The organism is Octadecabacter sp. SW4 (assembly GCF_008065155.1).
In the GTDB taxonomy this organism is placed as follows: Bacteria; Pseudomonadota; Alphaproteobacteria; order Rhodobacterales; family Rhodobacteraceae; genus SW4.
In genome coordinates this window covers 1,370,511-1,396,513 of record NZ_CP042819.1, presented here as the reverse complement: position 1 = coordinate 1,396,513, position 26,003 = coordinate 1,370,511, and the positions used below count along the sequence as shown (strand labels likewise).

Annotated in this window: 23 protein-coding genes, 1 other RNA gene and 1 pseudogene; 10 read left to right on the top strand and 15 right to left on the bottom strand. The window is 61.6% G+C overall.

The genetic code is table 11. The features are described 5' to 3' along the window. Window positions 1-340: 340 nt before the first annotated feature. From FTO60_RS06905 to FTO60_RS06875, 7 genes are all read right to left on the bottom strand, one after another. Window positions 341-2,065: a BCCT family transporter gene (locus FTO60_RS06905; protein WP_148055268.1), complete on the bottom strand. Its 1,725-nt coding sequence runs from the start codon at window positions 2,063-2,065 to the stop codon at window positions 341-343. Window positions 2,066-2,107: 42 nt separating this feature from the next. Next, complete coding sequence (locus FTO60_RS06900) at window positions 2,108-2,527, bottom strand: universal stress protein (protein WP_148055267.1); 420 nt, start codon at window positions 2,525-2,527, stop codon at window positions 2,108-2,110. A 189-nt stretch (window positions 2,528-2,716) separates the two neighbouring features. After that, entirely contained in the window at window positions 2,717-3,700 is a 984-nt protein-coding gene (gene acuI / locus FTO60_RS06895) for an acryloyl-CoA reductase (protein ID WP_148055266.1), read from the bottom strand. A gap of 68 nt (window positions 3,701-3,768) precedes the next feature. Next, the gene (locus FTO60_RS06890; RefSeq protein ID WP_148055265.1) at window positions 3,769-4,869 is read right to left on the bottom strand and encodes a dimethylsulfoniopropionate demethylase; all 1,101 of its coding nucleotides are present in this window, start codon (window positions 4,867-4,869) and stop codon (window positions 3,769-3,771) included. After that, window positions 4,869-5,375, bottom strand: a complete 507-nt coding sequence (locus FTO60_RS06885) for a DinB family protein (RefSeq protein ID WP_254696919.1) — start codon at window positions 5,373-5,375, stop codon at window positions 4,869-4,871. The genes FTO60_RS06890 and FTO60_RS06885 overlap by 1 nt, the downstream gene beginning before the upstream one ends. Beyond that, the gene (locus FTO60_RS06880; RefSeq protein ID WP_148055264.1) at window positions 5,372-6,025 is read right to left on the bottom strand and encodes a DUF1326 domain-containing protein; all 654 of its coding nucleotides are present in this window, start codon (window positions 6,023-6,025) and stop codon (window positions 5,372-5,374) included. Before FTO60_RS06880 ends, FTO60_RS06885 begins: the two co-directional genes overlap by 4 nt. A gap of 17 nt (window positions 6,026-6,042) precedes the next feature. Next, on the bottom strand, window positions 6,043-6,795 hold the full coding sequence (locus FTO60_RS06875) for a DUF2182 domain-containing protein (RefSeq protein WP_254696918.1): 753 nt from the start codon (window positions 6,793-6,795) through the stop codon (window positions 6,043-6,045). A 58-nt stretch (window positions 6,796-6,853) separates the two neighbouring features. Here FTO60_RS06875 and FTO60_RS06870 point away from each other — a divergent pair, with 58 nt between their 5' ends. Further along, window positions 6,854-7,582, top strand: a complete 729-nt coding sequence (locus FTO60_RS06870; RefSeq protein ID WP_148055263.1) for a FadR/GntR family transcriptional regulator — start codon at window positions 6,854-6,856, stop codon at window positions 7,580-7,582. A 201-nt stretch (window positions 7,583-7,783) separates the two neighbouring features. Continuing rightward, a complete protein-coding gene (locus FTO60_RS06865; protein ID WP_148055262.1) occupies window positions 7,784-8,131 on the top strand; it encodes a DUF4345 family protein in 348 nt (115 codons plus the stop codon). Window positions 8,132-8,208: 77 nt separating this feature from the next. On the opposite strand, the gene FTO60_RS06860 is transcribed toward FTO60_RS06865, so the two are convergent. Next, window positions 8,209-9,246, bottom strand: coding sequence for an LCCL domain-containing protein (locus FTO60_RS06860; RefSeq protein ID WP_148055261.1), 1,038 nt, complete (start codon window positions 9,244-9,246; stop codon window positions 8,209-8,211). A 98-nt stretch (window positions 9,247-9,344) separates the two neighbouring features. Between FTO60_RS06860 and ssrA the strand changes: the two genes are divergently transcribed. After that, window positions 9,345-9,692: a transfer-messenger RNA gene (gene ssrA / locus FTO60_RS06855) on the top strand. 336 nt (window positions 9,693-10,028) lie between these two features. Here the strand turns inward: ssrA and FTO60_RS06850 are convergent. Next, window positions 10,029-11,081, bottom strand: a complete 1,053-nt coding sequence (locus FTO60_RS06850; protein ID WP_148055260.1) for a fatty acid desaturase — start codon at window positions 11,079-11,081, stop codon at window positions 10,029-10,031. Window positions 11,082-11,263: 182 nt separating this feature from the next. On the opposite strand from FTO60_RS06850, the gene FTO60_RS06845 reads away from it, so the two are divergent. The 6 genes from FTO60_RS06845 to FTO60_RS06820 all read left to right on the top strand — a co-directional run bounded on the left by FTO60_RS06845 (window position 11,264) and on the right by FTO60_RS06820 (window position 15,866). Next, complete coding sequence (locus tag FTO60_RS06845) at window positions 11,264-11,914, top strand: DUF1194 domain-containing protein (protein ID WP_148055259.1); 651 nt, start codon at window positions 11,264-11,266, stop codon at window positions 11,912-11,914. Window positions 11,915-12,057: 143 nt separating this feature from the next. Next, window positions 12,058-13,290, top strand: a complete 1,233-nt coding sequence (gene chrA, locus FTO60_RS06840; RefSeq protein WP_172623827.1) for a chromate efflux transporter — start codon at window positions 12,058-12,060, stop codon at window positions 13,288-13,290. Window positions 13,291-13,530: 240 nt separating this feature from the next. Continuing rightward, entirely contained in the window at window positions 13,531-14,004 is a 474-nt protein-coding gene (locus tag FTO60_RS06835; protein WP_148055258.1) for an SspB family protein, read from the top strand. Between the two features lie 79 nt (window positions 14,005-14,083). Further along, window positions 14,084-15,475, top strand: coding sequence for a class II fumarate hydratase (gene fumC / locus FTO60_RS06830; RefSeq protein WP_148055257.1), 1,392 nt, complete (start codon window positions 14,084-14,086; stop codon window positions 15,473-15,475). Beyond that, complete coding sequence (locus FTO60_RS06825) at window positions 15,472-15,648, top strand: DUF4169 family protein (RefSeq protein WP_148055256.1); 177 nt, start codon at window positions 15,472-15,474, stop codon at window positions 15,646-15,648. Before fumC ends, FTO60_RS06825 begins: the two co-directional genes overlap by 4 nt. Next, on the top strand, window positions 15,645-15,866 hold the full coding sequence (locus FTO60_RS06820; protein ID WP_148055255.1) for a ribbon-helix-helix domain-containing protein: 222 nt from the start codon (window positions 15,645-15,647) through the stop codon (window positions 15,864-15,866). The genes FTO60_RS06825 and FTO60_RS06820 overlap by 4 nt, the downstream gene beginning before the upstream one ends. Here FTO60_RS06820 and FTO60_RS06815 read toward each other — a convergent pair. The 3 genes from FTO60_RS06815 to FTO60_RS06805 form a co-directional block, all read right to left on the bottom strand. Continuing rightward, entirely contained in the window at window positions 15,863-17,215 is a 1,353-nt protein-coding gene (locus FTO60_RS06815; protein ID WP_148055254.1) for a cytochrome P450, read from the bottom strand. The genes FTO60_RS06820 and FTO60_RS06815 overlap by 4 nt on opposite strands. Next, entirely contained in the window at window positions 17,212-18,456 is a 1,245-nt protein-coding gene (locus FTO60_RS06810; RefSeq protein ID WP_148055253.1) for a hypothetical protein, read from the bottom strand. The genes FTO60_RS06815 and FTO60_RS06810 overlap by 4 nt, the downstream gene beginning before the upstream one ends. Before the next feature lie 111 nt (window positions 18,457-18,567). Beyond that, window positions 18,568-19,320, bottom strand: coding sequence for a cytochrome c biogenesis CcdA family protein (locus FTO60_RS06805; protein WP_148055252.1), 753 nt, complete (start codon window positions 19,318-19,320; stop codon window positions 18,568-18,570). Window positions 19,321-19,429: 109 nt separating this feature from the next. Between FTO60_RS06805 and FTO60_RS06800 the strand changes: the two genes are divergently transcribed. Further along, window positions 19,430-19,660 (top strand): sulfurtransferase TusA family protein, encoded by a 231-nt coding sequence (locus tag FTO60_RS06800; protein WP_148055251.1) that lies wholly within the window; start codon window positions 19,430-19,432, stop codon window positions 19,658-19,660. A gap of 53 nt (window positions 19,661-19,713) precedes the next feature. On the opposite strand, the gene FTO60_RS06795 is transcribed toward FTO60_RS06800, so the two are convergent. The 3 genes and pseudogenes from FTO60_RS06795 to FTO60_RS06785 all read right to left on the bottom strand — a co-directional run bounded on the left by FTO60_RS06795 (window position 19,714) and on the right by FTO60_RS06785 (window position 25,998). Then, complete coding sequence (locus FTO60_RS06795; protein ID WP_148055250.1) at window positions 19,714-22,338, bottom strand: Rne/Rng family ribonuclease; 2,625 nt, start codon at window positions 22,336-22,338, stop codon at window positions 19,714-19,716. A 551-nt stretch (window positions 22,339-22,889) separates the two neighbouring features. Then, window positions 22,890-24,223: pseudogene (locus FTO60_RS06790) on the bottom strand (sigma-54-dependent transcriptional regulator). A gap of 11 nt (window positions 24,224-24,234) precedes the next feature. Further along, window positions 24,235-25,998 (bottom strand): ATP-binding protein, encoded by a 1,764-nt coding sequence (locus FTO60_RS06785; RefSeq protein WP_148055249.1) that lies wholly within the window; start codon window positions 25,996-25,998, stop codon window positions 24,235-24,237. Between the last annotated feature and the right edge of the window lie 5 nt (window positions 25,999-26,003).

Below are 26,003 nucleotides of genomic sequence, written 5' to 3'. Positions count from 1 at the left end.
GGATGTGCTTGGCCACCATAAAGTGCAATGCCGACAGGTTGGATCGCCTTCCCGCGGTCTGTCGATGCACGGCGCGTGTCGCGCGACTTGGCAATACACAAAAGACACCGTCCCATGCTGCTCTTACCGAAGGAGCGCATGCGCCAAGCCCGACCGCGGGAGGCCCTGCAACCCAGCGTGGCAGATGTTTCGTAGCCTGCCTGATGTATCACGCAGATCAGCCGATGCTGTAAGCCCTCCCTTGGGGGAGGTCGGGCTTGGCGCATGCGCGCCGAAGTGCGCAAAACACGATAGGGCCGTCCCTCAACGGACGGCCCTGAAGCAACCGATAGCTGCCGGATCAGCGCGGCTCGGACATCAGCCCGCGCATGATCGAAAAGCACATGACCAAGAGCACTGCGGTAAAGAACAGCCCCGAGGAGATGACCATCGCCTGCAGCGAATCCAGCCCCGCCGTGCCTGCTGCGCCCAGCAGCAGCACACCGGCCACTGCCCCTTCGAAGATGCACCAGAATATCCGCTGTGACACAGGCGCGTCCACCTTGCCGCCAGCCGTGATCGTGTCGATCACCAGCGAACCGGAATCGGACGAGGTCACGAAAAAGATGATGACCAGCACCACCGCAAGCACCGAGGTGATTGACGCAAGCGGCAATTCACCCAGCATCGCAAAGAGCGAGATTTCCGGCTTGTAGGCCGCGATCACATTCTGGAACACGCCGCTTTCGCTGGCGCCCGCAACCACCTGACTGATCGCCGTGCCGCCGAATGTCGCCATCCAGAACACACAGACCAGCGAGGGGATCAGCAAGACGCTGATCACGAACTCGCGCACCGTGCGGCCCCGGCTGACGCGGGCGATGAACATACCGACAAAAGGCGACCAGCTGATCCACCACGCCCAATAGAACGTGGTCCAACCGTGCAGAAAGCCGGTGTCGTCGCGCCCGAACGGATTGGACAGCGGCGCGATGTTCTTGGCGTAGCCCACCAGCCCGCCAATGAAATCACCAAGGATCGCAAGGGTCGGACCGGCGAAAAAGACAAACGCCAGCAACAGACCCGCAAGCCCCATGTTGATCTCCGACAGCACCTTGACCCCGCCATCAAGGCCACGAATGACCGAAACAAGCGCGATCGCGGTGATAAAGGTGATGATCAAAACCAGCAGGACGGAACTGTCGCTGGACCCGTCCGCATTGCCCCAAAGGAACCCCATGAAGTTGCGGGTGCCTGCGGTAGCATCGCCTGACCCAAACACTTCCGTCAGGCCCGACGCCACCTGTGTCGCACCAAACCCCAACGATGTGGCAAGGCCGAACAGTGTGGCAAAGGCGGCGATCGTATCAATCGCATTGCCCCAGGCGCCCCAGACACGTTCGCCCAGCAGCGGATAAAACGCCGAGCGCAGCGTTAGCGGCAGACCCTTGTTATAGCTGAACAGCGCCAGCGCCAGACCAACGATTGCATAGATCGCCCAGGGGTGCAGACCCCAGTGATAGATTGTCGCGGCCATCGCCATCTGCCGCGCGGCCTTGAGCGCGGCAGGATCGGCAACGACACCGTCAACGATCCCCAACGCGCCCCCCAGCGGCTGATCGCCCCAGGGCGTGCCAAAGTAATAGACCGGCTCAAGCACGCCAAAGAACATCAGCCCGATACCCATACCGGCCGCAAACAGCATCGCGAACCATGCAGGATAGCTGTAATCGGGCGTGGCCTCGCTGCCGCCAAGCCGGATCTTGCCCCAGGGGCTCACAATCAGGAACAGCGCAAAAATCACAAAGAAATTCGCCGAAAGCAGAAAAAACCAGTCAAAGGTGGATTTCACATAGTCGCGCATCGCCAAAAAGGTTTCCTTGGACCCTTCGGGCCAGATCAGCGCGATTGCGACAAACAACACAATCATCGCCGCGGAAATGACGAAGACCGGATTGTGGATATCAAACTTGAGCGGCCCGATCTGGGCCTCGATATTGTCCTGACCGATCTCATAATCGGTCGCGATCACTTCAGAGTGTCCTTCGGGCTCAGGTATCCCCTGGTTTGTTGTTTCATCGGCCATTTGACAGCCCCCTGTTGTTTTGTTTTTCGTGGTCCTGCGCGCCTAGGCGTGGCGCACAAGAAAGACGGAAACATCCGTGTGACGCGCCAGGGCGCCACCATGTGCCGGCAAGATCATATCGGCCATATTGGGCACATGGGTTGCCATGACGACCAGATCAGCGCCGACATCGCCCACCGCCTTGATCAAGACATCGTCCAGCTCGACAGCCGGATCGTGGCTGATGATCGTTTGCGCACGTGTGGTGATCGCGTGGCGGCTGGCCTTTTGGGCGGCAAAGGCCGCAAGTTTGTCGCGATATTCCTCGGGTGAATGGGCCGCGCGGCTGGGCGCGGTCGCAGTCACACCAACAAACACAAGCTCTGCACCGTAGTGGCCGGCAAGATCGGCGGCGACGGTCACCGCCTGCCCCAGGCTCTCCACATGGGCCAGATCCACAGGCATCATGATACGCTTGAACATACATCCCTCCTGTTCTGACGATGACAGAGGTGCGCCTTGGGGCGCTGCCCCTTTTCGCCTGTTCATTTCGGGGAACACGGTGTCCAACGCCCCCCGGATGGGGGAACGCTAACAGGTGATTTGCGCAAAAAACACCCCGCAAAGGCACTTTTGCCGCACTTCACAACAGATCTGGGGCGCAAATCGCGCTCAGACGTTTACATCGACAACGACGCGGCCCTTGACCTGACCCTTCAGGATATCACGGCCCAGTTGCGGCAAATCCGACAAACTGGCGGGCTGGATCATGGAATCGAGCTTGTCCATCGGCAGATCGCGCGCGATGCGCTGCCAGGCGCGCACGCGGTTGTCATAGGGCTGCATGACACTGTCAATTCCCAGCAAGTTGACGCCGCGCAACAGGAACGGAATGACCGTGGCAGGCAGATCCGCGCCGCCAGCCAGGCCGACCGCGGCCACGGATGCGCCATATTGCATCTGCCCCAACACGCGGGCCAGCATCGCGCCGCCCACCGCATCAATGCACCCGCCCCAGGTCTCCGCCTCAAGCGGGCGTTTGACGGTCTCGTTGATCTCGTCGCGCGCCACGATCCGCGTTGCCCCGAGGCTGGTCAGGTAATCGGTGGTTTCGGGACGCCCCGTCACGCCCGCGACCTCATGGCCAAGATTGGCGAGAATCGCCGTAGCAACCGACCCAACACCGCCCGCAGCCCCGGTGACCAGCACCGGCCCGTCCTTGATCCCGTGATCCTCCAGCGCCATCACCGCCAGCATCGCGGTGAAACCGGCGGTGCCCACGGCCATCGCCTGACGGGTATCAAGCCCCTCGGGCAGCGGCACCAGCCAGTCGGCCTTGACGCGGGCCTTTTGGGCATAGCCGCCCCAATAGGCCTCGCCCACGCGCCAACCGGTCAGAACAACCTTGTCGCCGGGCTTGTAGCGCGGATCGTCCGAGGCCTCGACGGTGCCAGCAAAATCAATGCCCGGCACGTGAGGATAATTGCGCACCAACCCGCCACCCGGTCCAATGCACAACCCGTCCTTGTAATTGACAGTCGAATAGTCCACCGCGACGGTCACATCCCCTTCGGGCAGGCGATCAATGCCGATCTCCTGGACCGACGCGCTTGTCTTGCCCTCGTCATTCTTTTCAACCACCAAAGCGTTGAACATCTCAAAGACTCCTTTATTCATCTTGGCCCATACAACTCCCGCCGGAGGCTCCGACGGATCAGTGGGCGCTAAATCCAGAATGTTTCCTGCACCACCGCCGGAAACACGCCGTTCTGGGTCACAACATCAAGATCGGTGGCGGCGTTCCAGTGGGTCATCCGCACCATGCCGATCGCGACATTGGTTTCAAAATCGGGCGACCACGCCGCCGACGTTATCGCCCCGACCTGATACTGCCCGTCCATCAGGGGCCAGACCCGATCGCAGGGCGGGATATCGCCCTCGATCCGCAGCGCGCGGACCTGTTTGACCGGCCCCTCGCTGGCCACGCGCAGCAATGCATCGCGGCCCACGCAGCCAATCGCCGTCTGGGTCGAACAAAACCGCCCCAATCCGGCCTCATGCGGGGTGTTGTCGCGGGTCATGTCGTTGCCATAGGACAGCAAGCCGCCCTCGATGCGTTCAATCAGGTTGGGACAGCCCGCATGCACGTCCAGATCACGCCCAGCTTCCATCAGCGCATTCCACAGGGGCATGCCGATGTCGCCTCCCTCGACGTAAATCTCGAACCCGCCCTGGCGCGAATAGCCCGAGCGCGCAATCACCATCTCGCGCCCCTGAAAATCAAAGCGGCCAAAGCGGAAAAACCGGATGTCGCGCACCGCGTCTCCAAAGACCCCTGCGGCCAGATCATCGGCTTTCGGCCCCTGAATGGCCAGCGGCGACACATCGGGTTCGCCCACCAGCACATCAAGCCGAAAACCATAGACCAATCCCTTGACCCAAAACAATAAATCACTGTCGGCAATGGATATCCAATAGCGGTCTTCGGCCAGCTTCACGGCCACCGGATCGTTCAGCATGCCGCCGGTCTCATCCACCATCGGCACATAGTAACACATGCCTTCCTGCATCTTGCGCAGATCACGCGGCGTCAGCATCTGCATCAGGCGCCCCGCATCGGGGCCGCGCACTTCGACTTGCCGTTCGCAGGACACATCCCAGACCTGCACCGCCTCTTTCAGGTGGCGATAATCCTCCTGAACCGTGCGAAACACAGTTGGCAGCAGCATGTGGTTGTAGGACGTGTAGCCCTTGACGCCCGCCGCCTCGACGCCTTGGGAAAACGGGGTGCGCCGCAACCGGCGCGAGGGTGAAATCAGGGCCATCAGAATTCCTCGGGCATAAAGGGCAGATCGGTCGGGCCGGGTTTGGCCCCTGCGGCTGTCAACATCGCGTGGACTTGCCCGCGGTGATGGGTCTGGTGGTTAAAGAAATGCACGATGCAGGTTTGCATGGGTTGGGTGACCTCGCGTTTGGCCGCTTCGGAATACCATGTCAGGTCACCAACCAGATCGACCGATGCCAGCTTGTCCGCCCAAAGCGAAATCCGCCCGTCCGTGCGAAACCGGTGTGTGGACCATTCAACCGGTGTTGCGGTCATATCCGGGCTGTCGGCGATGGCCTGGGGTGGGGCATCACCGCCTGCGAACCGCGCCATCCAGACCAGATCACCCCAAAGCAGATGGTTCAACGTGCCAAAGATCGAGCCAAAGAATGCACCGCGGTCGTGCCGCAGCGCATCTTCATCCATTGCATCAACAATGGCGCGCAGCCCTTTGTTTTGCCAGGCATTATAGCGCGCCATGACCCTACAGTAACCGGCGTCGATCACTTGGCGACACCTTTCCAGTCAATCGCGCAGATCTCGCCCGATTTGCCGGACAGATCCCAGACGCGACCATAATCGCGCACCTTGGATTTCAGGCCCTTGGCGGCAATCACATCTGGCCCCATCCAGTATTGGGTATTGGTCATGGTGACGGGTTTGTCGGGGTCGGTGCCGGTGATCATCTCGATCTCGCCGTGAATCTTGCGACCGATGTAAAGGCCCCGCTTGGTGCCTTCGCGCATGATATCGACCTTTTCGCGCTCCATGCCGATGATTTCACTGACCAGCATCGTGAACAGCCCCGTGGTGCCGCCCGCCGTGCCGCTAAAGATGCGGCCCAAGCCTTCGTAGGCTGTATCGCTGGCGCGTTCATCCACATACAGCGCAACTTTCCAGTTACCTTCGGCCATCCGGCCCGGAATGTCCGCCAGAATGCCCACATTCAGACCCGACAGGTCTTCGCCCTCGAAATGACCCTCGTCGATGGCCACGGCCATCCATGCCTGGCAGTAGCCCTCGGTTGGCGGGTGCGCGCCAAGGCTGACAACACAGGGGCAGAACAGGGTGCAGTTGCAATTCAGGAACAGCTCGCCCTTGATGGCCCAGTCTGTTGCGCTGATCTTGCGCCGTAGGGGATGTGTATCGCCGTCCATGATCTTTCTCCTCAGGGTTAAAGGCCGGCCAGCACCAGCGCGCCTGCGCCGATCAGACCAAATCCAAGGGGCCGCGTCAGGCGATCCCCCAATTGCGGTAGTTTTTCCAGCACCATCAGCAGCGTCGCCAGCCCCATGAATGCAAGGCTCATCACGCCGCCGACAAAGGCCAGCACCATCAGCGCCCAGCAACAGCCCAGACAGACGGCACCAAGGCGCAGACCCATCCGCCACGGTCCTTCATTCCAATGATCCATGAAGAACGGCAGTGGCGCGCGGCATTTGCTGACGCAGGCATTCTTGAGGGCGGTGAACTGATAGGCACCGGCCCCGATCAACAGCGCGGCTGACAGGATGCGGCTGAGGCTGAGACCGGTCTGATCGACCAGCCCGAATTGCCACAATGCCATTTGCGCCAGCGCGGCCACGGCCGAAAAGCCCAACCAGATCGCGAGGTATCCGCCGACAAGCGCCGCAAAATCGCGCTGCGATGTCGGCAGGTCGTCAAAGGTGGCGAAAGCGGGCAGCGCCGTGGGCAACATCATCGCCGCCGACATCAGCGCCCACATCCCCCAGAGTTTCAGCGCGCCTGCGCTGTCGGGCGTGACGCGGCACAGGCCCGCCCAGAAATCACTGCCATAAATCCGTGACAGGCTGCGCATCTCGGCGGGGATTGCCATCACGTAAAGCGCGGCCCAGCCCGCCAGAACAAGCCCGAACAGCGCCAACCACTGGGGCGTCGCCATCGTTCTGATCAAGCGTGCAAGCATCTGTCCTCCCCGACTCAGCTCTTGCGTTTTAAATGTCAGACTTTTAAATGTCTGACAAATGAAAATTGATCCCAACAACCCCGCCGACCTCTCGGCGCAGATCGCCAAGGCGATCCGCGACGCCATTATTTCGGGCGCGATGCCAGTGGATGAACGCCTCCCCAGCGAGGCAGAACTGGCCGAACAATTTACCGTGTCCCGCCCGACGGTGCGCGAGGCGCTGAAGCGACTGGCCGCGCAAAGCCTGATCCGCACCCAGCGCGGGGCGACGGGCGGTGCCTTTGTCAATCGCTTGCGGTTCGAGGATGCCTATGCGCAGCAAATCACCACCTCGACGTTACTGCTTAGCATGAACGACGTTGGCTTCGCCACGGCCTGCGAGGCCCGCTACGCGCTGGAGCGCGCCTGCGCACCCCTGTCGGCGCAGCGCCGCACAGCCGATCAACTCGCGACCATGCGCGCCGAATGTTTCCGCCAGTCCCAGCCGGGCCTCACCGACGAGGCATTTTGTGCCTCGGATGTGGCGTTCCACCGCGCGCTGGTCGATGGCGCGGGCAATCCGGTGCTGTCCTACCAACTGGCCGGTGCCGTCGAGGCCATGCAGCCGCTGATGAACATGATCACCTTTACGGCGCGCGACCGCGAACGGATCGTCGCGCTGCACCATGCCATTGCCGATGCCCTGGAGGCGCGCGATGGCAGGGCCTGCGATGACCACCTTGCCGCCCTGGCCCGCTACACGATGGAACTGGCCGAGGAAGTCATGGCGCGGCGCGCCGCGCGCTGATCGGAACGTCGCCCAAGACCCGGTCCAGGAGAGATCCCCGGAAACGGTCAATCGCTGGTCCGTAATGTGGTGATCCAACCTTGCAGCTTTGGCACTTATGGCAACCAACTGGATCGTCCCTGACGGCATCGCCTGACAGTCGCGCGCCTTGACCCTACCCGTCCCAGCCCCATCTTGAACGGCAATCAAAGGACCACAACAATGGACATTATCAATATCCTTCTTGCCCTCGCCTCGATCGTGTTCGGCGCGTTCGGCTGGCTGGCCCCGCGCTACACCATGGCAGTGCTGGACCTGCATCAGGGCGACAGCGAAATGGGCATCAGCGAAGTGCGCGCCTCGGTCGGGTGTTTGTTTGTCGCGCTTGGGGTAGGCAGCCTGATCATCGCCACGCCCGCAGCCTATCTGATGATGGGTGTCGCCTATGCGGGGGCAAGCCTGGGGCGCGCGACCTCGCTGATCCTTGACAATCCACCGCGCAACAAGGCGCTGCTTTATCTGGGCATCGAGGCAGCGATGGCTGCCTGGCTGATCGCCGCCAATCTGTAGCGCGACTGAGCGCGATCAAATATGATCACTCCTGATTGCGATCAAATATGATCACTCCTGATTGCGATCAAATATGATCACTCCTGATTGCGATCAAATATGATCGACGAACTATAGCTGCCCCAGGCGCGGGTTTCGACCGTGTTGGTGCTTGTGGCGCGATAGCTTTCAAGCCCGCCAATGCGGATCACATTCACCGTGCCGCCTTCGCGCGCCAGGGCACCTGCGTGCCGTGCAGCCGAGCAGATATCACTGTCGGCCGTGTAGGGGCCGCTGCCATAGACCGGACGACGGGTGCCATCATCGGCGGGGCATGTGCAGGCCAATGTATCGGCATCGCCCGGCAACACCGAACAGGCGGCAAGCGTGGCCGGGCTGCTGGCCATGACCACATCAAAGCTACGCCCATAGCTGCCCCAGTTGCGCGTCGTCACCCCGTTGGCCGAGCCGCCCTCATAGGCAACTTGCCCGTCGCGTTTGATCACCAGAACGGCACCGCCTGCCTGATCGACCGCGCCTGCGTGAAGCGCTGCGGTGCAGATATCGCTGTCGCCCGTATAAGGCCCGCTGCCCCAGACGGATTTGACGGCAGGCATCGCCGGGCAACGGCACAGGCCCACATCGGGCGCATCCGTTGCAAGGCTGGTGCACACCGGGGCATTAGCCATTTCCACCTGCGAAAATGTCGGCAGGGCATCGGTGGCCGCGGTCGTTTCGGGTGTCGCGGCTGCGGCGACCTGCGCCCGTGCGACGTTGAAACTGCGATCCCACGAGCCCCAGCCCTGGGTGGTGACACCGTTTGCCGACGAGCTGGGATAATCCGCGTTGCGCCCCGCCGGTGTCACCACGATCACACCGCCCTGCACATCGATCACCCCCGCATGGCGCGCCGCCGTGCAGGTGTTGCTGTCGCCCGTATATGGCCCGCTGCCCCAGACCGACCCCGCCGCGCCACCCGCGGCACATGCGCAAACCAGCCGTTGCGTGCCATCGGCCGATACCGGACAGGCACCTGCATTGGCAATCTCATCGCCGGTGACACTCTGGGCCAGGGCCGCCGGGGCACCCAAAGCCATGATACACAAGGCAACAACAAGGGATTTGGGATTCAACATCGCCGACTCCGATCATAGGTTTTGGCAAAATGCCCTGCCTCATCCTAGGGCGCGGGGCGGACGCGATCTTACCCCAAATGCGGTAGGGCCGTGCGAAACCCATTGAAATTGCGCCTGCGCTCGCCTACTTTAGGTCTGTCCCTCGGGACTATGAACATAAACGCGCACGTAATAACCGGATTGGACCAGGGGGCGGTACCCTGCGCCTCCACCATCATCTCTCATTTGGGGACTTTGGGGGCGAAATAGGATCGACAAACGTCTAAAGGTGTTTGCTTTGTTTCGGTGAGTTACCACCGTTATCGGTACATCAAAGCTAGTTGCAAATGACAACAAAGCTCCGATGGCTCTCGCAGCGTAAGCTGTGCGAAACGTCGAAAATTAAGCCCTTGCGCCTAGCAGCGTAAGGCGGGGTTCGCAGGCACCTGGCAACAGAAGCCTGCACTTTCATCCGCCATGATCTGACCGCCGCGCCTGCGGGCCGCTGACTCCACATTTGGCTGCGCCAAGTGTTCTGTCAGGGGAACGTGATTGCGGGCAATCCCGTGGAAGCCTGCACTTTCATCCGCCATGATCTGACCGCCGCGCCTGCGGGCCGGGCTGGGGTTGCGCCCTGTGTTGCGATTCCACGTCGCGCAGCCGCCCTTGGTGCTGGTATCTTTGACAGGCCGATGTGCGCCGGATGCGGCTGGAGGCTGGCGCATTTCCGTTGGGATTGGCGCAGTGTTGACAGATGCGCCTCCGGCGGGAGTTTTTTTTGAACAGAAGAAACCGGGGCACGGTCAGCGGTTGCGCTGCCCCTGTTGGGTTTGTGCGCGCGCCTGGGCGAAAGAAAGTAACTGCCGGGTTTTTTCATCCCAGAGCTTCAGCCGCGCGGACCCGATGCTTTGCCGGATGGTCATGCGGTTGCCGCTGGCAAGCTCGCTGTGGTCGTGCAGCACTTCGGGCAGGCGGTAAAACGGGATACGGCTGTAAAGGTGGTGGACGTGGTGGATGCCGATATTGGCGCTGAGCCACTGCAGTGGCGATGGCAAAACATAGTGCGAACTGCCATGCAGCGCCGCCGCATGGACCTGCCAGTCGGCGTCCGTGTCCCAGCAGGCATCTTCGAATTGGTGCTGCACATAAAACAGCCACATGCCGGCCGTAGCCGCCAACAGCGTAGTCGGCAGGAACACCAGCAAAATCGGCATCGCCCCACCGAAATAGGCGATCACCGACAGGCCGACCACCAGCGCGACATTCGTGCCCATCGCGCTGATCCAGTATTTCAGACCCCGCATCAGCCCCAGTGGCAGGCGGTTTTGCAGCAAGAACAGATAACCCGGCGCAAGCCCGAACAGAACGATCGGATGGCGGTAGGCACGATATTGCAGCCGGCGCAGCCAGCCCATCGCCTGATATTCCGCCACAGTCATCGTATAGACATCGCCGATTCCGCGCCGCGACAGGTTCCCCGAGGCGCTGTGGTGAATGGAATGGGTGCGCCGCCACACGTCATAAGGCGTCAGCGTCAGCACCCCAAGGGCACGCCCCAGCCAATCGCTGAGTGCCCGGTTGTTGAAAAAGGAGCCATGCCCGCAGTCATGCTGAATCACGAAAAGGCGCAACAGGAAGGCACCGTTCAGCACCGCGATTCCAAGGGCCAGCCAGTAGCTGTAAGACAGGCTCCACCAAGCCAGCCCCCACAACAGCACAAACGGCCCTGCGGTTACCGCCAGTTCAAACAGGCTGCGCCACATATTGGGCTCGCGATATTTGGCGAGGGTTTTCACCCATTCGATGGGCGCGCGCGCCACCGGTTCGTGCTGCACGCAGCTTGAAGTGTCTAACATATGCCTGCTTGTTTTTGATCTTTGCCCGGCCACTATAGGGTGCAAATCCTTTCACGAATATCAATTTCGACGCAAATTGCACAAAAGTTCCATGCCGCGGGCATTTGTCGCAACGCTGCGCCCGCCCCCGGAATATCCGCCACCGGCTTGCACTTGGTCCGCAAATACCCTCAACTTGGGCCATGCTGCGGATTGTCACCCTTATCTGGTTCGCCCTGATCGCACCTGCCGCGCAGGCCTGCGACACGGCGCTGATCCTGACGATTGATGTCTCCAATTCCATTGATACAGCCGAATACCGGTTGCAGACCAATGGCATGGCGGACGCGCTGCTTGATCCTGAAATCATGGATGAACTGATCCGTGGGCAGGCCGCGCTGATGGTGATCCAATGGTCGGGTGTGGGCCGTCAGGAGGTGTCGATCCCCTGGTCCCAACTGCGCGCCGAAGCAGATGTGATCAACCTGTCCGCCCGCGCCCGCGCAATGCCGCGCGCCTTTGTGCAATCGGACACGGCGATTGGCGATGCGGTGCAGTTTTCCTTGCGCCAGTTCGCCGATGCCCCCGCTTGCGCCCGCCGGGTGATCGACATTTCCGGTGATGGCACCGCCAATGCTGGCAGTGATGTGCGCGCCGTGCGCAATGCCGCCGAACGCGCCGGTGTCACCATCAACGGTATCGCCATCGAGGGGATGGGCCTTGCCATTACCGGCTTTTTCAATCGCGCCGTGATTACCCGCAACGGGTTTGTCATCACCGCCCTGACCCACCGCGACTACCCCCGTGCGATCCGTGCCAAGATCCTGCGCGAGGTCAGCCGGGTGCTGGGTTGACCCGCCAGTTGTCGGCCCTGACCCTTTCAGAAAGACTTCACCATGTCGGCCCCTGACGAAAATATGCCCTCCGCGCCGCAGCGCATGACCGGCGCACCGACCGAAGCTGGCAACGGCTGCGCCCGGCCCGCAGCGGCAGCGCCATGATCAGCTGGGGCGACATGGCGCGCGTCTTTGGCAGGATCGGTGTGCTGTCCTTTGGTGGACCCGCCGCGCAGATTGCCCTGATGCACAAGGAACTGGTCGAAGACCGCCCGTGGTTAACCGAGCCGCAGTTCCTGCGCGCCCTGTCGTTTTGCATGTTGCTGCCCGGCCCCGAGGCCATGCAGCTTGCCACCTATTCCGGCTGGCGGATGCGCGGGATTGCGGGCGGTTTGCTGGCGGGTGGGTTGTTCGTGATCCCCGGGGCGCTGGTGATTTTCGCGCTGGCCTTTGCCTATGCGGCTTACGGCAACCTGCCACTGGTGCAGGCGGGTTTTGTCGGGATCAAGGCCACGGTCGTGGTGATCGTGATCGAGGCGATCTTGCGCATCGCACGCAAGGCCCTGCGCGGCCCGCCCGATTGGGCGATTGCGGCGCTGGCGTTCATTGGCTTGTTTGCGCTGAACCTGCCGTTTCCGTTGATCATCGGCGTGGCGGCGGTTTATGGCGCACTGACCAGCCGCGCGGGTGCCACGGGCACGCCCACCGCCCTGCCCTGGGGCAAATCCCTGCGGGTGATCGCGATTGGCGGGCTGATCTGGGCCGCGCCGCTGCTTTTGATCCGAGGGGCGCCATTCCTGACCGATATCTGGGTTTTCTTTTCGACCTTGGCCGTTGTCACATTCGGCGGGGCCTACGCCGTGCTGGCCTATATGACGCAGGTGGTGGTGGTCGATTTCGGCTGGATCGACACGGCGCAGATGATGGACGCGTTGGGGCTGGCGGAGACCACGCCCGGGCCGCTGATCCTTGTGACGCAGTTCGTCGCGTTTCAGTCGGGTCTGGGTCTCGGCGGGCCGTGGCTGGCGGTTCAGGCCGCTGTGCTGGCGCTCTGGGTGACCTTTGTGCCGTGTTTCATCTGGATATTCGCCGGTGCGCCGCTGATTGACTGGCTCGAGGGGCGGCCACGGGTGGCAGGTGCGCTATCTGCGATCACGGCAGCCATTGTCGGCGTCATCGCCAATCTGTCGCTTTGGTTCGCAGTGCATCTGCTGTTTGCGCAGACCGGCAGCCTTGGCCGCCTGAACCTGCTTTGGCCGGTCTGGAGCAGCCTTGATTGGGCCGCCCTTGGGCTGGTTGTGCTGGCGGGCGCAATGATGCTGGTGGCGCAACGCGGACTGGTGCTGACGCTGGTTGTGACGGCACTGGCGGGGGTGGCGATTGGCATAATCTAGGGCGCGCGCTGGCCCGTGGGGTGGCGCATTTGTCGTCCGTGTTGAGCACTTTCTAGCTGCCTGGCACCTGTGCCATTTCCGTTCTGCGCCCCGCGTGTCAAAGCGCCAGCCCGTGCGGACGGGCCAGCGCTCGCCCGGCGCCTGCGGCTTGATTCCGGGCGGACGTTCATTTTACCCAACCGCCCCTTTCATCCGCTTCCGAATCCCTTATGCTGTGTTCAACTGCAAGGGATGATGCGCATGACCCGTTCAATCGACTACGGAAACCTCATGCACCGCGCAATGCGTGGGCTGATCCAGCAGGTATTGACCGACATCGGCAAATACGGCCTGCCGGGCGATCACCACTTTTTCATCACCTTCGACACGATGCACCCCGACGTGGAAATCGCCGACTGGCTATCGGACCGCTATCCCGGTGAAATGACCGTGGTGATCCAGCATTGGTTCGACAATCTGACGGTCACCGACGACGGCTTTGCCATCACCCTGAATTTTGGCGACAACCCCGAGCCGCTTTATATTCCTTATGACGCGATCAAGACCTTTGTGGATCCGTCCGTTGAATTTGGCCTGCGCTTTGAAACCCAGGACAGCGAGGACGAGGAGGAGGACGAGAGTCACCCCGAAGCGCCGATGGATGTGATGGCGGACGAGAAAGACCACGCCGCCCCCGAGGCCGAAGTCGTCAGCCTTGACAGTTTCCGCAAATAACGGTTGCGGCAACACGCCCGTTGCAGCGTGGCGCGCGCTGGCTTAAACGGCATACAACCGCATACCAAAGGACCGCGCCATGACCAAGACCCGCACAGAAACCGACAGCTTTGGCCCACTCGAGGTGGAAAGCACACGCTATTGGGGCGCACAGACCCAGCGCAGCATCATGAATTTCCCGATCGGCTGGGAAAAACAGCCCGTCGCCATCGTGCGCGCCCTGGGCGTGATCAAGAAAGCCTGTGCGCAGGCCAACAAGGCATCCGGCAAGCTGGAAGGCAAACTGGCTGACGCGATCATCGCCGCTGCGGGCGAAGTGATCGACGGCAAGCTGGATGACCACTTTCCGCTGGTGGTCTGGCAGACAGGGTCGGGCACACAATCCAACATGAACGCCAACGAAGTGATCGCCAACCGCGCCATCGAACTGCTGGGCGGCGTGATCGGCTCCAAAGACCCCGTTCACCCCAACGATCACTGCAATATGGGCCAATCCTCCAACGATACCTTCCCCACGGCCATGCATATCGCCGCCGCCATGACGGTGCGTGATGTGTTGCTGCCGGGGTTGGGAAAATTCGCCGCCGGACTTGAGGCGAAATCAAAGGAATTTGCCGAGATCATCAAGATCGGCCGCACCCATACCCAAGATGCGACGCCGCTCACCCTGGGGCAGGAATTTTCCGGCTACGCCGCGCAAATCCGCAACGGGATCGCGCGTATCGAACTGGCCCTGCCCGGCATCTATGAATTGGCCCAAGGCGGCACAGCGGTCGGCACCGGCCTGAACACCGCCAAGGGCTGGGACACGACCGTGGCCGCGCATATGGCCGAGATTACCGGCCTGCCCTTCGTGACCGCCCCCAATAAATTCGAAGCCTTGGCCGCCCATGATGCGATGGTTTTCATGTCCGGCGCGATCAAGACCACCGCAATGGCCGCCTATAAAATCGCCAGCGATATCCGGCTGCTGGGGTCCGGCCCCCGCTCGGGCCTTGGCGAATTGATCCTGCCGGAAAATGAACCGGGATCCTCCATCATGCCCGGCAAGGTGAACCCGACCCAGGCCGAAGCCATGACGCAGGTCTGCGCCCATATCCTTGGCAATGACGCCGCGATCAGCTTTGCCGGGTCGCAGGGGCATTTTGAGCTCAACGTCTATAACCCGATGATGGCCTATAACCTGTTGCAATCCATGCAACTGCTTGGCGATGTGGCCGACAGTTTCACCGAACGGATGCTGATGGGGATCGAAGCCAACGCACCCCGCATCGACAAGCTGATGAAGGAAAGCCTGATGCTTGTCACCGCACTGGCCCCCACCATCGGCTATGACAACGCCACCAAGGTCGCCAAGACCGCCCACAAGAACGGCACGACCCTGCGCGAGGAAGCCATCGCCCTTGGGTTCGTGGACGGCGAAACATTCGACGCGGTCGTGCGCCCCGAGGATATGATCGGCCCGAAATGAAGCCCGTGAACCTCAACCAGGTGCGCAAGGAAAAGGAACGGGCCCAAAAGAAGGCCCGCGCCGATCTGAATGCGGTGAAACACGGGCGCACCAAGGCGCAGCGGTTGCTGGATACGGCACAGTCGGATCAGGCCAAAGCGCGGCTTGATCAGCTGAAATTCGAGGACGAATGACGCGGCCTGAAAAACACTCGCTAACCTTACGCGGCCACCGCACATCGGTGTCGCTGGAACCGGAATTTTGGGTGGCGTTTCGGGCGCTGGCACGCGCACAAGGCAAGACCCTGAACGGCCTGGCGATCGAAATCGACGAAGGGCGCGGCGATGTCGGTCTTGCCTCGGCGATCCGTGTGGTGGTGCTGAAAGCAACCCAGATGAACAATCAAGGCTAGCGGGGCGTGATCCGCAGCCAGATGCCATCCTTGGCGCGCACGGTCAGATGGGCGACAGGCACAGGTTGGCGCCCCGCCACCAGGTCAAAGCGGTAGGCGCGCAGCAGCATCGACAGGATCAACGGCCCCTCGACCATCGCAAAACCTGCGCCCGTGCAGACGCGCGGACCGGCGGAAAACGGAATATAGGCCTCGCGCTGGCATTGCTTGCCGTTTTCGGTGGCCCAGCGGGTCGGGTCAAACCCGTCGGGATTGTCCCACAGCCGTTCATGGCGATGCAGGTGCCAGGGGCTCAGGACAATCTGCGACCCCCGTGGCACATCGCGGTCGCGGAAGCGTTCGGGGCAGCCCGCCTCGCGCACCATCATCGGCACCGGCGGATAAAGGCGCAGGGCCTCGCGGAATACATCCTTGGACAGACGTAGCTTGGCGACCAGCTTGAAATCGGGACCGGTCAGTGCCTGCGCTTCCTGCGCGACCCTGTCCTGCCAGTCAGGATAAAGCGCCATCAGATAGAGCGTCCAGGCCAGTGCCGAGGCCGAGGTTTCATGCCCCGCCAGAAAGAAGATCGCGACCTGATCGACCATTTCCGCGGTTGTGAATGTCTCGCCAGTCTGGGGATCTGGCGTGGTCATGATCTTGGTGGCCAGATCATCAGGCGCAGTGCCTGCCTTGATCGCCGCCATGCGCTGGACCGTCAGTTGCGTGATCAGGGCGCGAATATCGCGCGCGGTGCGTTTGGTCTGCCCCTTGAAAAAACGCGGAAACCAGCGCGGCACGGGGATGAAGGCGGCCAGATTGAGGATCGGCTGACTGCGCTGATAGTCGCGGAATTTCGTAAAGACATCGGCGGCGATCTGATGCTCGATGGGGATCGAAAACAGCGTGCGGAAAATCACATCCGCTGCGGCGTGGCTTGTCTCGGCCTCGACCTCGTGCGGGGTGCCGTTGGCCAGGGGGGCAAGGCGGGTCACGGCGGCCTGCGCGGCCGCATACATTGCGCCGTAGGTATCGCGCAGGCGCCCACCCTCGAACGCGGGATCAATGATGCGGCGCTGACGTTTCCAGACCTCGCCATTGGTCAGGAACACCGACTCCCCCAGCAAAGGCCGCAATCCCGCGCCGATCCGGTCGGATTTGGGAAAATCATCGGGGCGATCTTTCAGGACGGTCTGCACAAGGGCGGGATCATTGGCAAGGAAGCTGCGAAAGAACGGCGTGCGAAATTCGGCCATCCACGCACGGTATAACTTGGCCGGCTGGGCCGACAGGATATCACTGCGAAACAGGCGCACGTAGCGCCACAACGACACCTTGTCGGCGCGCGCGGGCGGCTTGGGCGGGATCACGGCGCCACGCTCGTGTATTTCGACGCGGGCACGTCGATACGGGATTTGGATGGTGGGCGGTCGCGGTAGCGGTCAGCCAGGGTGACAGGTCCGGCAGTGATCTGGAAATAGTCGTAATCGCGCGGGCGATCAAAGGCACAAAGGTATTGGAAATGCAGGCGAAAGAACTTCCAGCGCAGCTCTTTCCAACGCGCTTCGCTCAGGCTCTGGGTAAAGGCCGCCGACATGATCAGCGGCCATTTCTTGCCCGCGGGCGCGACACCGGACACGGCCACCGGATCGCACAGGGCAAAGGCGCAGCCATCGCCGGGGGCGGTGACATCGACCCATGTCAATTCATCGCGCATCGACAGATAGGCCAGATCGTTGCGCAAGCGGTGCGCCTCGCGCAGGAACGACACCATCGGCACCACCTGCCCCAGCGACAAAAACGCAAGCCTGGGACCATCCGCGCGCACCCGCCCGGCGCGGATCAGATCGGCCAGAATGCTGACGCCCAGATGCGCCCCCGAAGAATGACCAACCACCAGAACCTCGTCCACATCCCCCTCCAAAGCGGCGGCGATCACATCGCCGAATTGGGCCATCCGCGCCTCAAGCTCGGGTGGATTCGCGCCGTTCCAGTTGGCGGAATAGGCGTAGTCATGCATCAGGTAGTAGGCGAAAAACTTGCCGTCCATACGTTTGAACCAGCGCAGGATCCACACCGCCAGCGCCAGAAAAATCGGCCACCAGATCAGCGCTTTGACCAGATCAGGCGCGTCCCAAACCGCACCCAGACCGGCCAGCGCCAGCCGCCCGGCCTGTCCGCCCACAACCAGCGCCAGCAGCAGTTGCAACAGCAACATGCCCACCGGATAAAGCGCGGCGATCACCGGCCCCTTGCGCAGCCACATCAGGCGGCGCAGCGTGCCGCTGGCGATATAGGTCCAGGCGGTGCGGACCAGTTGCAGATAGGTCGCGCCAATGGTGTTGGACATGCTGTCACGCACGATATCGGACCAGACCAGCACGGCGATATCGGCCTGCACCGGGGCGCCAATATCGGCCTGCACGTGCCAGCCATAGGGGCCGTCACCGGTTTTCGGGCTGATCCCGATCTCGTAGTCGGAAATCGCGGCCTGCGCGGCACTTTCGCTGCGGTAAAGCTCGCGGTAGCGGCGCGGATGGATCGGGTCATAGCCGGGGATGTAAAACACCCGCCGCCTGCGCACCTGCATCTGTTCATCCGCCTCGCTCATGCGGCTACCCTAAACAGAAATTTCGGCGAAAATAAGCCGCGACAACACCATTCTTCTGTTCAGAAATACCTCCGGGGGGACCGCAGGTCGGGGGCCGCGCCCCCTGCACCGCTAGCCCAGCACGGCCAGCGCCGGAAACGTCTCAAGCAGCCACCAGCTAAAGGCGGTGAATTGCCCGGTCAGCATCAGCAGGCCGACGGTCCACAACAACAGGCCGGAAATCCGCTCGATCCGCTTGGTATGGCGCTTCATAAAGGCCATCGGCCCTTTCATCACCGGGAAGAAAGCCGCAACCAAAAGGAACGGCACCCCAAGACCCATCGCATAGAACGCCAGCAAGATTGTGCCGCGCCACAGGTCGGCCTCGCTTGCCGCCAAGCCCAGGATCGTGCCAAGGATCGGCCCCAGGCAGGGCGTCCAGCCAAAGGCAAAGGCCAGCCCCAGCACATAGGCCCCGAGGGCCGTGCCGCCCTGATCGCCGGTGTCGACACGGGCCTCGCGATCCAGAAAGGGAATGCGGAACACGCCAATGAAATGCGCGCCGAACGTCATGATGACGATGCCCGCAATGATAACGAACCAATCCTGCCAGGCCAGCAATACCCGCCCCATCGCCGAAAAGGCGAATCCCAGCAGGATGAAAACCGTCGACAGACCCAGCACAAAGAACACCGCCGCAAGAAGCACGCGGCCCCGCTTTGCGCGGCTGTCGTCCATATCCGTCACCGACACCCCGCCCATATAGGCCAGATACGGTGGCACGACCGGCAAAACACAGGGGCTGAGGAACGACAGCAGCCCTGCAAACAGCGCAATGGCTATAGCAGGCAGAAGAGTCGCATCCAGCAAAAGATCAGGCGTCATTGTCAGGTCTCCTTTTCCCAACAGCTTTAGGGCAGCATGCGCGCCGCGTCACCCGCCAAACGGTCACAACTTAGTGGACAGTCTGTCACATGCGGCCTAATCGTCGGGCATGACCCCTGATCTGGACATCGACGCGATCGGCTTGCTTTGCCCCCTGCCCGTGCTGCGCGCGCGCAAGGCGCTGTTGGGCATGCGCGCGGGCCAGATCCTGCGCTTGCAGGCCGACGATCCGGTAGCGGTGATCGACGTGCCGCATTTTTGCGCCCAAGCGGGGCACGTCTTTTTGTCCGCGACCTCCGAAGGTGCCGTGACCACCTATCTGATCCGGCGCGGCACATAAAAAAGACCGCCGCGCAAGGCTGCGCAGCGGTCCTGTTCCTTTATCGCAATGCCTTAGCGGCCCAGTGACCACCAGCCCTTGCGTTTGGGCTTGCCATCGTCTGGTTCGGCGGCCTGCCGGGCAGGCTCGGCCTTGGCCGGTTCCGCGGTGGCCAGTTCGGCTTTCGCGGCTTCGGGCGCAGCGACTTCGGCGCCGTCAACGGCTTGGGCCGCGACAGGTTTGGCCTTGGCGCGCGAGGCGCGCTTGCGCGGTGCTTTGGGGGCCGCCTCGGTGGCAGTCTCTGTGGTGGCCTCCACGTCGGTCGTCGCCTCTGCCTTTGGCTCGGCTTTTTTGCGGCTGCGTGTGGCGCGCTTTTTCACCGGCTTTTCAGCGGGTTCAGCTTCGGCAGCCACCGGTTCGGGCGCGGGTTCGGCGGCGGGTTCGGGCGCGACCTCCTCCTTGGGTTTGCGGCGGGTGCGGGTGCGCTTGGGCTTGGGTAATTCTGCGGCGTCAACTTCGCCAGCAGGGGCGGCGTCAACCTCGACGGGGGCCGCGTCGGTTTTTGCCTCGGCTTCCTGCGGCGCGGCATCACTGCCGTTTTCGCCGCTCACAGCTTCCCCGTTGCCGTCACCATTGCCACCACCACGACGCCGCCGCCGACGCCGACGGCGCTTTTTCGGCTGGCCTTCACCCTCACCGTTTTCGGGTGTATCGGCGCGCGCCTGTTGCGCGGTCTCCTCGGCCGGATCGTCTTCAATCACGTCGGCCATGACGGCCGTATCCGACGAAATCACGTTGGCGGCGGGTTCGGCGATCACCCGGCTGGCGGTCTTGAACTTTTCGATCGCAAAATCAGGCGAGATCATGAAGGGATCAGCTTCGACCCGCACCGACAGCCCGTAACGCGCCTCGATGCCGAGCACATGGTCGCGTTTCTGGTTCATCAGGTAGTTGGCGATGGCTGTGGGGGCCTTCACCAGCACTTCCTTGCTGCGGCCACGCACGCCTTCTTCTTCGATCTGGCGCAGGATCGACAGGGCAAGGTTGTCATCCGAGCGCAGCAGGCCGGTGCCGTGGCAATGCGGGCAAGGCTGGGTCGTCGCCTCGATCATGCCGGGGCGCAGGCGCTGGCGCGACATTTCCATCAGGCCAAAGCCGGAAATCCGGCCCACCTGAATGCGCGCGCGGTCGGTCTTGAGCTTGTCTTTGAAGCGTTTTTCCACGGCGGCGTTGTTCTTGCGCTCATCCATGTCGATAAAGTCGATCACGATCAGACCGGCAAGGTCGCGCAGGCGCAACTGGCGGGCCACTTCGTCAGCCGCTTCAAGGTTGGTCTTGGTCGCGGTCTGCTCGATGCTGCCTTCCTTGGTGGCGCGCCCCGAGTTGACGTCAATCGCCACCAGTGCTTCGGTCACGCCGATCACGATATAACCGCCCGAGGGCAACTGCACCGTGGGGTTGAACATGCCCGACAGATAGCTTTCGACCTGATGGCGCGCAAACAGCGGCATCGCTTCGGTATAGTTTTTCACGTTCTTGGCGTGGGACGGCATGATCATTTTCATGAAGTCCTTGGCCGTGCGATAGCCCCCCTCGCCTTCGACGATCACCTCGTCGATGTCCTTGGAATAGAGATCGCGGATCGAGCGTTTGATCAGGTTGCCTTCTTCGTAGATCGGTGCGGGCGCTGTCGATTTCAGCGTCAGCTCGCGGATCTGTTCCCAAAGGCGCAGCAGGTATTCGTAATCGCGTTTGATTTCCGATTTGGTGCGCTGGCTGCCCGCAGTGCGCACGATCAGGCCCGCGCCCTCGGGCACGTCGATCTCGTTGGCGATCTCTTTCAGCTTTTTGCGGTCGGCGGCGTTGGTGATCTTGCGCGAAATGCCACCACCGCGCGCGGTATTGGGCATCAGCACACAATAGCGACCCGCCAGCGACAGATAGGTGGTCAGGGCCGCGCCCTTGTTGCCGCGCTCTTCCTTGACGACCTGCACCAAAAGGATCTGGCGCACTTTGATCACTTCCTGGATCTTGTAGCGCTTGGGGCGGGGTTTGCGCACGGGACGCACATCTTCGGCGTCGTCTTCATCGGCGACTACTTCGATGGAGTCGTCCTTTTCGGCGGCGTCATCCATCGCGACATAGGGCTGTTCGCCGTCGTCATCATCTGATGCAGGCGTCTCCACCGGCGTGTCACCCACGGTTTCCATCGGGCTGGAGCCTTCTTCGTCCAGATCAATGGTTTCCATTCCGGCGATATCGCCCGAGGTTTCATCCTCGCTCGTTTCGACGGGATCGGCGGTTGCGACGGCGTCCTGCCCATCAACCTCGGCGGCTTTGGGTTTGCGGCGGCGGCGTGTGCGCTTGGGCTTGCTTTCCGCGGCTTCGGCTTCGGCCCTCTGCGCCTCGGCATAGGCTTTTTCCTCGGCGATCAGCGCCTGGCGATCGGCCACCGGAATCTGATAGTAATCAGGGTGGATTTCGTTGAAGGCAAGGAACCCGTGGCGGTTGCCACCATAGTCGATGAACGCCGCCTGAAGCGAAGGTTCGACCCGTGTTACCTTGGCCAGGTAGATATTGCCCGCCAGTTGGCGGCGGGCTTGGGATTCAAAGTCGAATTCCTCGACTTTGTTTCCGTCCACGACCACGACCCGGGTTTCTTCCGGGTGGGTCGCATCGATAAGCATTTTCTTTGGCATGTTGTCCGATCACACGACAACGCAAACGGCGCCCGGGGGCGCTGTTGTCTGGCTGGCGTGACTATTAAGGGCGATTGGCGCAACAGCACACGCCCGAGACAAAACGCCCCGTTCACTTGTGCCTGTCAGTTGCGCGCGTTGCATCGCGTTTCTTCTCCGACCGCAGTGTAACTGCGGCCCATTCAATGCCCGGCGCTTTGGTTGTCCAACAGCGCCCGCGGGCTGTTTATCTGGCCCCGTCATGTGAAATGTGGGGCCACATTCTTGGTCTGACAAAGGGGCGACTTGGGCCGCGCGACCTTTGGCAGAGAAACTCACCGGACTTTTGCGCAAAGCGTCATGGCAACCGTCCGTGGCCTATACATAGGGGAGGAAGGACCGCCATTACAACGTCTAAGTGTGTTGCAGGGGCAATTAGACGGCCCCTACCCTAGGTCGGTGCAGGTTTGATCCACTACCACACTAGCCATTCATCTCTTGTCACAGCGGCAATATTTACCTTTACCCAGTCACCAGACAAACAGCTCCCGCGTTCACGCGGCCCTTACAGATTAGCCCAGATAGTCAGACCTTTGCAGGCCATACTTGGCCATCTTTTCGTTCAGGGTGCGGCGTGGCAAGCACAATTCGTCCATCACGTTGACGATGCTGCCCTTGTGGCGGCGCATGGTGTTGTCGATCAACATGCGTTCAAAGGCATCGACAAAATCTTTCAGCGGCTTGCCTTCGGTGGTCATCGCGGGGCGGCTTTCGTCGTCATCGGCCATCAGCAGCGATGCGATGGTGCCCGTGCCACGGCGGTTTTGCAGCACCGCGCGTTCGGCCACGTTGATCAGTTGGCGCACGTTGCCGGGCCAGGGCGCCTGCAGCAACTGTGCGGCTTCCTGTGCGCTGACCTGCGGCGCGTCACAGCCGTATTCTTCGGCAAATTGTTCGCCCAAGCGGGTGAACAACGTCAGGATATCCTCACCACGCTGGCGCAGGGGGGCACGGTAATGCGCAGGGCCGCAAGGCGGTAAAACAGATCGGCGCGCAGTTCGCTTTCGCAGGTCTTGCCTTCGTCTTGCAGGTTGCAGATCGCGACAATGCGGGTTTCGGCGGGTGTGCCCTGATCATTGATCGCCTGCAGCAGGCGCGCCTGCGCCGTTGGCCCCAGCGATTCAATATCTTCCAGCACAAGCGTGCCACCGCGGGCTTCTTCCATCGCGGGAATCGGATCATCCTGCCCGGCGGGACCGAACAGGCGCTTTTGCAATGCGTCTTCGTCGTAGGCCGAACAGCTGATCAGCACGAATTTCTTGCTGGCGCGCGCACCCACCGCGTGAAGCGCATGGGCCACAAGGGTCTTGCCGGTGCCGGTTTCGCCTTCGACCAGCACATGGCCGTCAGCCTGCCCCAGATCAAGGATATCTTCCTTGAGCCGCTCCATCACCGGGCTTGCACCGATCAGTTTCTTGATCAATGCGCTGCCATCGGACAATTCACGGCGCAGCGCACGGTTATCAAGCGTCAGGCGGCGCACATTGGTGGCCTTTTTGGCCAGTTCGGTCATGCGGTCGGGATTGAAGGGCTTTTCCAAAAAATCGAACGCACCGATGCGCATCGCCTCGACCGCCATCGGGACATCGCCGTGGCCAGTGATCATGATCACTGGAAGAGTGCTGTCTACGCCCTTGAGTTTCTTGAGAAATTGCATCCCGTCCATACCGGGCATCTTGATGTCGCTGACGATGATACCCGGATAATCGGGGCCAAGGCCGCGCAGGGCTTCTTCGGCGCTGGCAAATGTTTCGGTATCAAAGCCCGACAGCGCCAACCACTGTGATATCGAATGACGCATGTCTTTCTCGTCATCCACAATCGCGATCTTCATTGCCTGTGCCATATGTCCACGCCCTATTCTGCTGCGGAAATCTCGCTCTCTTCTTTCCAGATAGGCAGGCGAACTTCAAATACAGCCCCCCCCGCATCGGCATTTCGGGCGGTTAATCGCCCACCCAAGTCGTTGACGATCCCCGAGGAAATGGCCAGACCCAGCCCGACCCCGTCACCGGGTTGCTTGGTGGTGTAGAACGGCTCGAATAACGCGTCGAGATCGGCGATGCCTTCGCCGTTGTCGCGCACCGACAGGGTCACCGTGTTGCCTGCGGCCAGAACGATATCAATCTGCGGGTCTTTCACGCCTTTGGTGGCATCCAGCGCGTTGCGCAGCAGATTGATAATCACCTGCTCATAGCGCATCCGGTCGCCGAAAATCATCGCCGGTTCACTGGGCAGGGTGCGGGTGATGCTGACGTGACGCTGGCGCAATTGCGGCTCCATCATCGCGAGGGCGGAGGTAACCGCATCACGGGTATCGACGGGTTCAAAGGTATCGGCGCCCTTGCGGGCATAGGATTTCAGCTGTTTTGTGATTGCGCCCATCCGTTCGATCAGATCGTCGATGCGCTGGAACGACGACAAGGCCTCGTCCGGGCGTTTGCGGCTCAGGAGCAGGCGTGCGCCGGCCAGATAGGTTTTCATCGCCGCCAGAGGCTGGTTCAATTCGTGGCTGACGGCGGCGGACATTTCACCCAAAGCGGCCAGTTTGGACGATTGCGCAAGGGTTTGTTCGGCCACTTCAAGGGTCTTTTCGACTTTCTCGCGCTCGGCGATTTCGCGCTGCAGGCGCTGATTGAGCATGCGCAATTCGGCGGATTCCCGTTGAAACACCCGCATCCGCACCATTGATTTGCGCGACGTAAACCAGAAACCGGCGGCAAGCAGGATCGCGAATCCCATGATTTCAAGCGCCAGCACGCTGTTCACCCGTTCGCGCACGCTGGCATAGGTTGTGAAACTGACCATGCGCCAGCCCTGAAACGGCACGCGGGTCTCGCGGCGCATCACGCCTTCACCCTGCAAATAGGCGTCGATCGGCAGCGAGGTCCAGTCCTGCGTGGCCTGCAAGGCGCGCTGGATGGCCGAGGGCGCGTCTTGCCGTGCAAGCGCTTCGACCTCGGTCAGCCCGCGCCAGCGGCCCTCGGTGGTCAGGATGATGCGCCCCTCGCTGTCGGTGACGAAAACCGCATCCGATATGCCAGCCCAACTGCGTTCCAGCTTGGCCAGATCAACCTCGACGGTGATCACCCCAAGGAACACGCCGCCATCATCAAGTTTACGCGAATAGGTAAAGGAATAGCCGCTGCTTTCGCGTTCCTGCACGCTGAACACGGTGGTGTTGGATCGCATGGCATCGGTGAAATCGGGCATCCCGCGGTGGGATTCGCCCAGCCGGTTACGATCGGTCGCGGCGACGGTGCGCCCGTCCTGATCCAGCAGCATCAACGAAGCCGCGCCAATTTCATCGACAAACGACAGCAGGCGCTGGGTCGATTGCGAATAATCCCGCGAGTTGAGCGCGCCAATCAGGGCCGGATCGCGCGCCAGCAGTTGCGGCACGATGGAATTGCGCTGCAACTCGCTGATCAGGTTGGCAGAATAAAGCGCAAGCCGGATTTCGGCACGGTTGCGGGTGTTTTCGGTAAAGCGTTCGGTCAGCAGTTGGTTGGTGATATAGATCACGCCAATCGCGACCAGACAGATCACCAATAAGGCAAGCCGTTCAGCCCGTTTGCCACGCGCCCCAAGGCCTTGGTTGGTGTCACTGTTCTGCGCCATCACGC

Excerpts from the sequence above, each read along its gene's own strand:
- FTO60_RS06810 (WP_148055253.1), bottom strand. The coding sequence starts at position 18,456 with ATGAGCGAGGCGGATGAACAGATGCAGGTGCGCAGGCGGCGGGTGTTT.
- FTO60_RS06905 (WP_148055268.1), bottom strand. The coding sequence starts at position 2,065 with ATGGCCGATGAAACAACAAACCAGGGGATACCTGAGCCCGAAGGACAC.
- chrA (WP_172623827.1), top strand. The coding sequence starts at position 12,058 with ATGATCAGCTGGGGCGACATGGCGCGCGTCTTTGGCAGGATCGGTGTG.
- FTO60_RS06845 (WP_148055259.1), top strand. The coding sequence starts at position 11,264 with ATGCTGCGGATTGTCACCCTTATCTGGTTCGCCCTGATCGCACCTGCC.
- FTO60_RS06900 (WP_148055267.1), bottom strand. The coding sequence starts at position 2,527 with ATGTTCAAGCGTATCATGATGCCTGTGGATCTGGCCCATGTGGAGAGC.
- acuI (WP_148055266.1), bottom strand. The coding sequence starts at position 3,700 with ATGTTCAACGCTTTGGTGGTTGAAAAGAATGACGAGGGCAAGACAAGC.
- FTO60_RS06850 (WP_148055260.1), bottom strand. The coding sequence starts at position 11,081 with ATGTTAGACACTTCAAGCTGCGTGCAGCACGAACCGGTGGCGCGCGCG.
- fumC (WP_148055257.1), top strand. The coding sequence starts at position 14,084 with ATGACCAAGACCCGCACAGAAACCGACAGCTTTGGCCCACTCGAGGTG.
- FTO60_RS06890 (WP_148055265.1), bottom strand. The coding sequence starts at position 4,869 with ATGGCCCTGATTTCACCCTCGCGCCGGTTGCGGCGCACCCCGTTTTCC.
- FTO60_RS06870 (WP_148055263.1), top strand. The coding sequence starts at position 6,854 with ATGAAAATTGATCCCAACAACCCCGCCGACCTCTCGGCGCAGATCGCC.
- FTO60_RS06865 (WP_148055262.1), top strand. The coding sequence starts at position 7,784 with ATGGACATTATCAATATCCTTCTTGCCCTCGCCTCGATCGTGTTCGGC.
- FTO60_RS06820 (WP_148055255.1), top strand. The coding sequence starts at position 15,645 with ATGACGCGGCCTGAAAAACACTCGCTAACCTTACGCGGCCACCGCACA.
- FTO60_RS06835 (WP_148055258.1), top strand. The coding sequence starts at position 13,531 with ATGACCCGTTCAATCGACTACGGAAACCTCATGCACCGCGCAATGCGT.
- FTO60_RS06795 (WP_148055250.1), bottom strand. The coding sequence starts at position 22,338 with ATGCCAAAGAAAATGCTTATCGATGCGACCCACCCGGAAGAAACCCGG.
- FTO60_RS06825 (WP_148055256.1), top strand. The coding sequence starts at position 15,472 with ATGAAGCCCGTGAACCTCAACCAGGTGCGCAAGGAAAAGGAACGGGCC.
- FTO60_RS06860 (WP_148055261.1), bottom strand. The coding sequence starts at position 9,246 with ATGTTGAATCCCAAATCCCTTGTTGTTGCCTTGTGTATCATGGCTTTG.
- FTO60_RS06805 (WP_148055252.1), bottom strand. The coding sequence starts at position 19,320 with ATGACGCCTGATCTTTTGCTGGATGCGACTCTTCTGCCTGCTATAGCC.
- FTO60_RS06785 (WP_148055249.1), bottom strand. The coding sequence starts at position 25,998 with ATGGCGCAGAACAGTGACACCAACCAAGGCCTTGGGGCGCGTGGCAAA.
- FTO60_RS06800 (WP_148055251.1), top strand. The coding sequence starts at position 19,430 with ATGACCCCTGATCTGGACATCGACGCGATCGGCTTGCTTTGCCCCCTG.
- FTO60_RS06880 (WP_148055264.1), bottom strand. The coding sequence starts at position 6,025 with ATGGACGGCGATACACATCCCCTACGGCGCAAGATCAGCGCAACAGAC.
- FTO60_RS06875 (WP_254696918.1), bottom strand. The coding sequence starts at position 6,795 with ATGCTTGCACGCTTGATCAGAACGATGGCGACGCCCCAGTGGTTGGCG.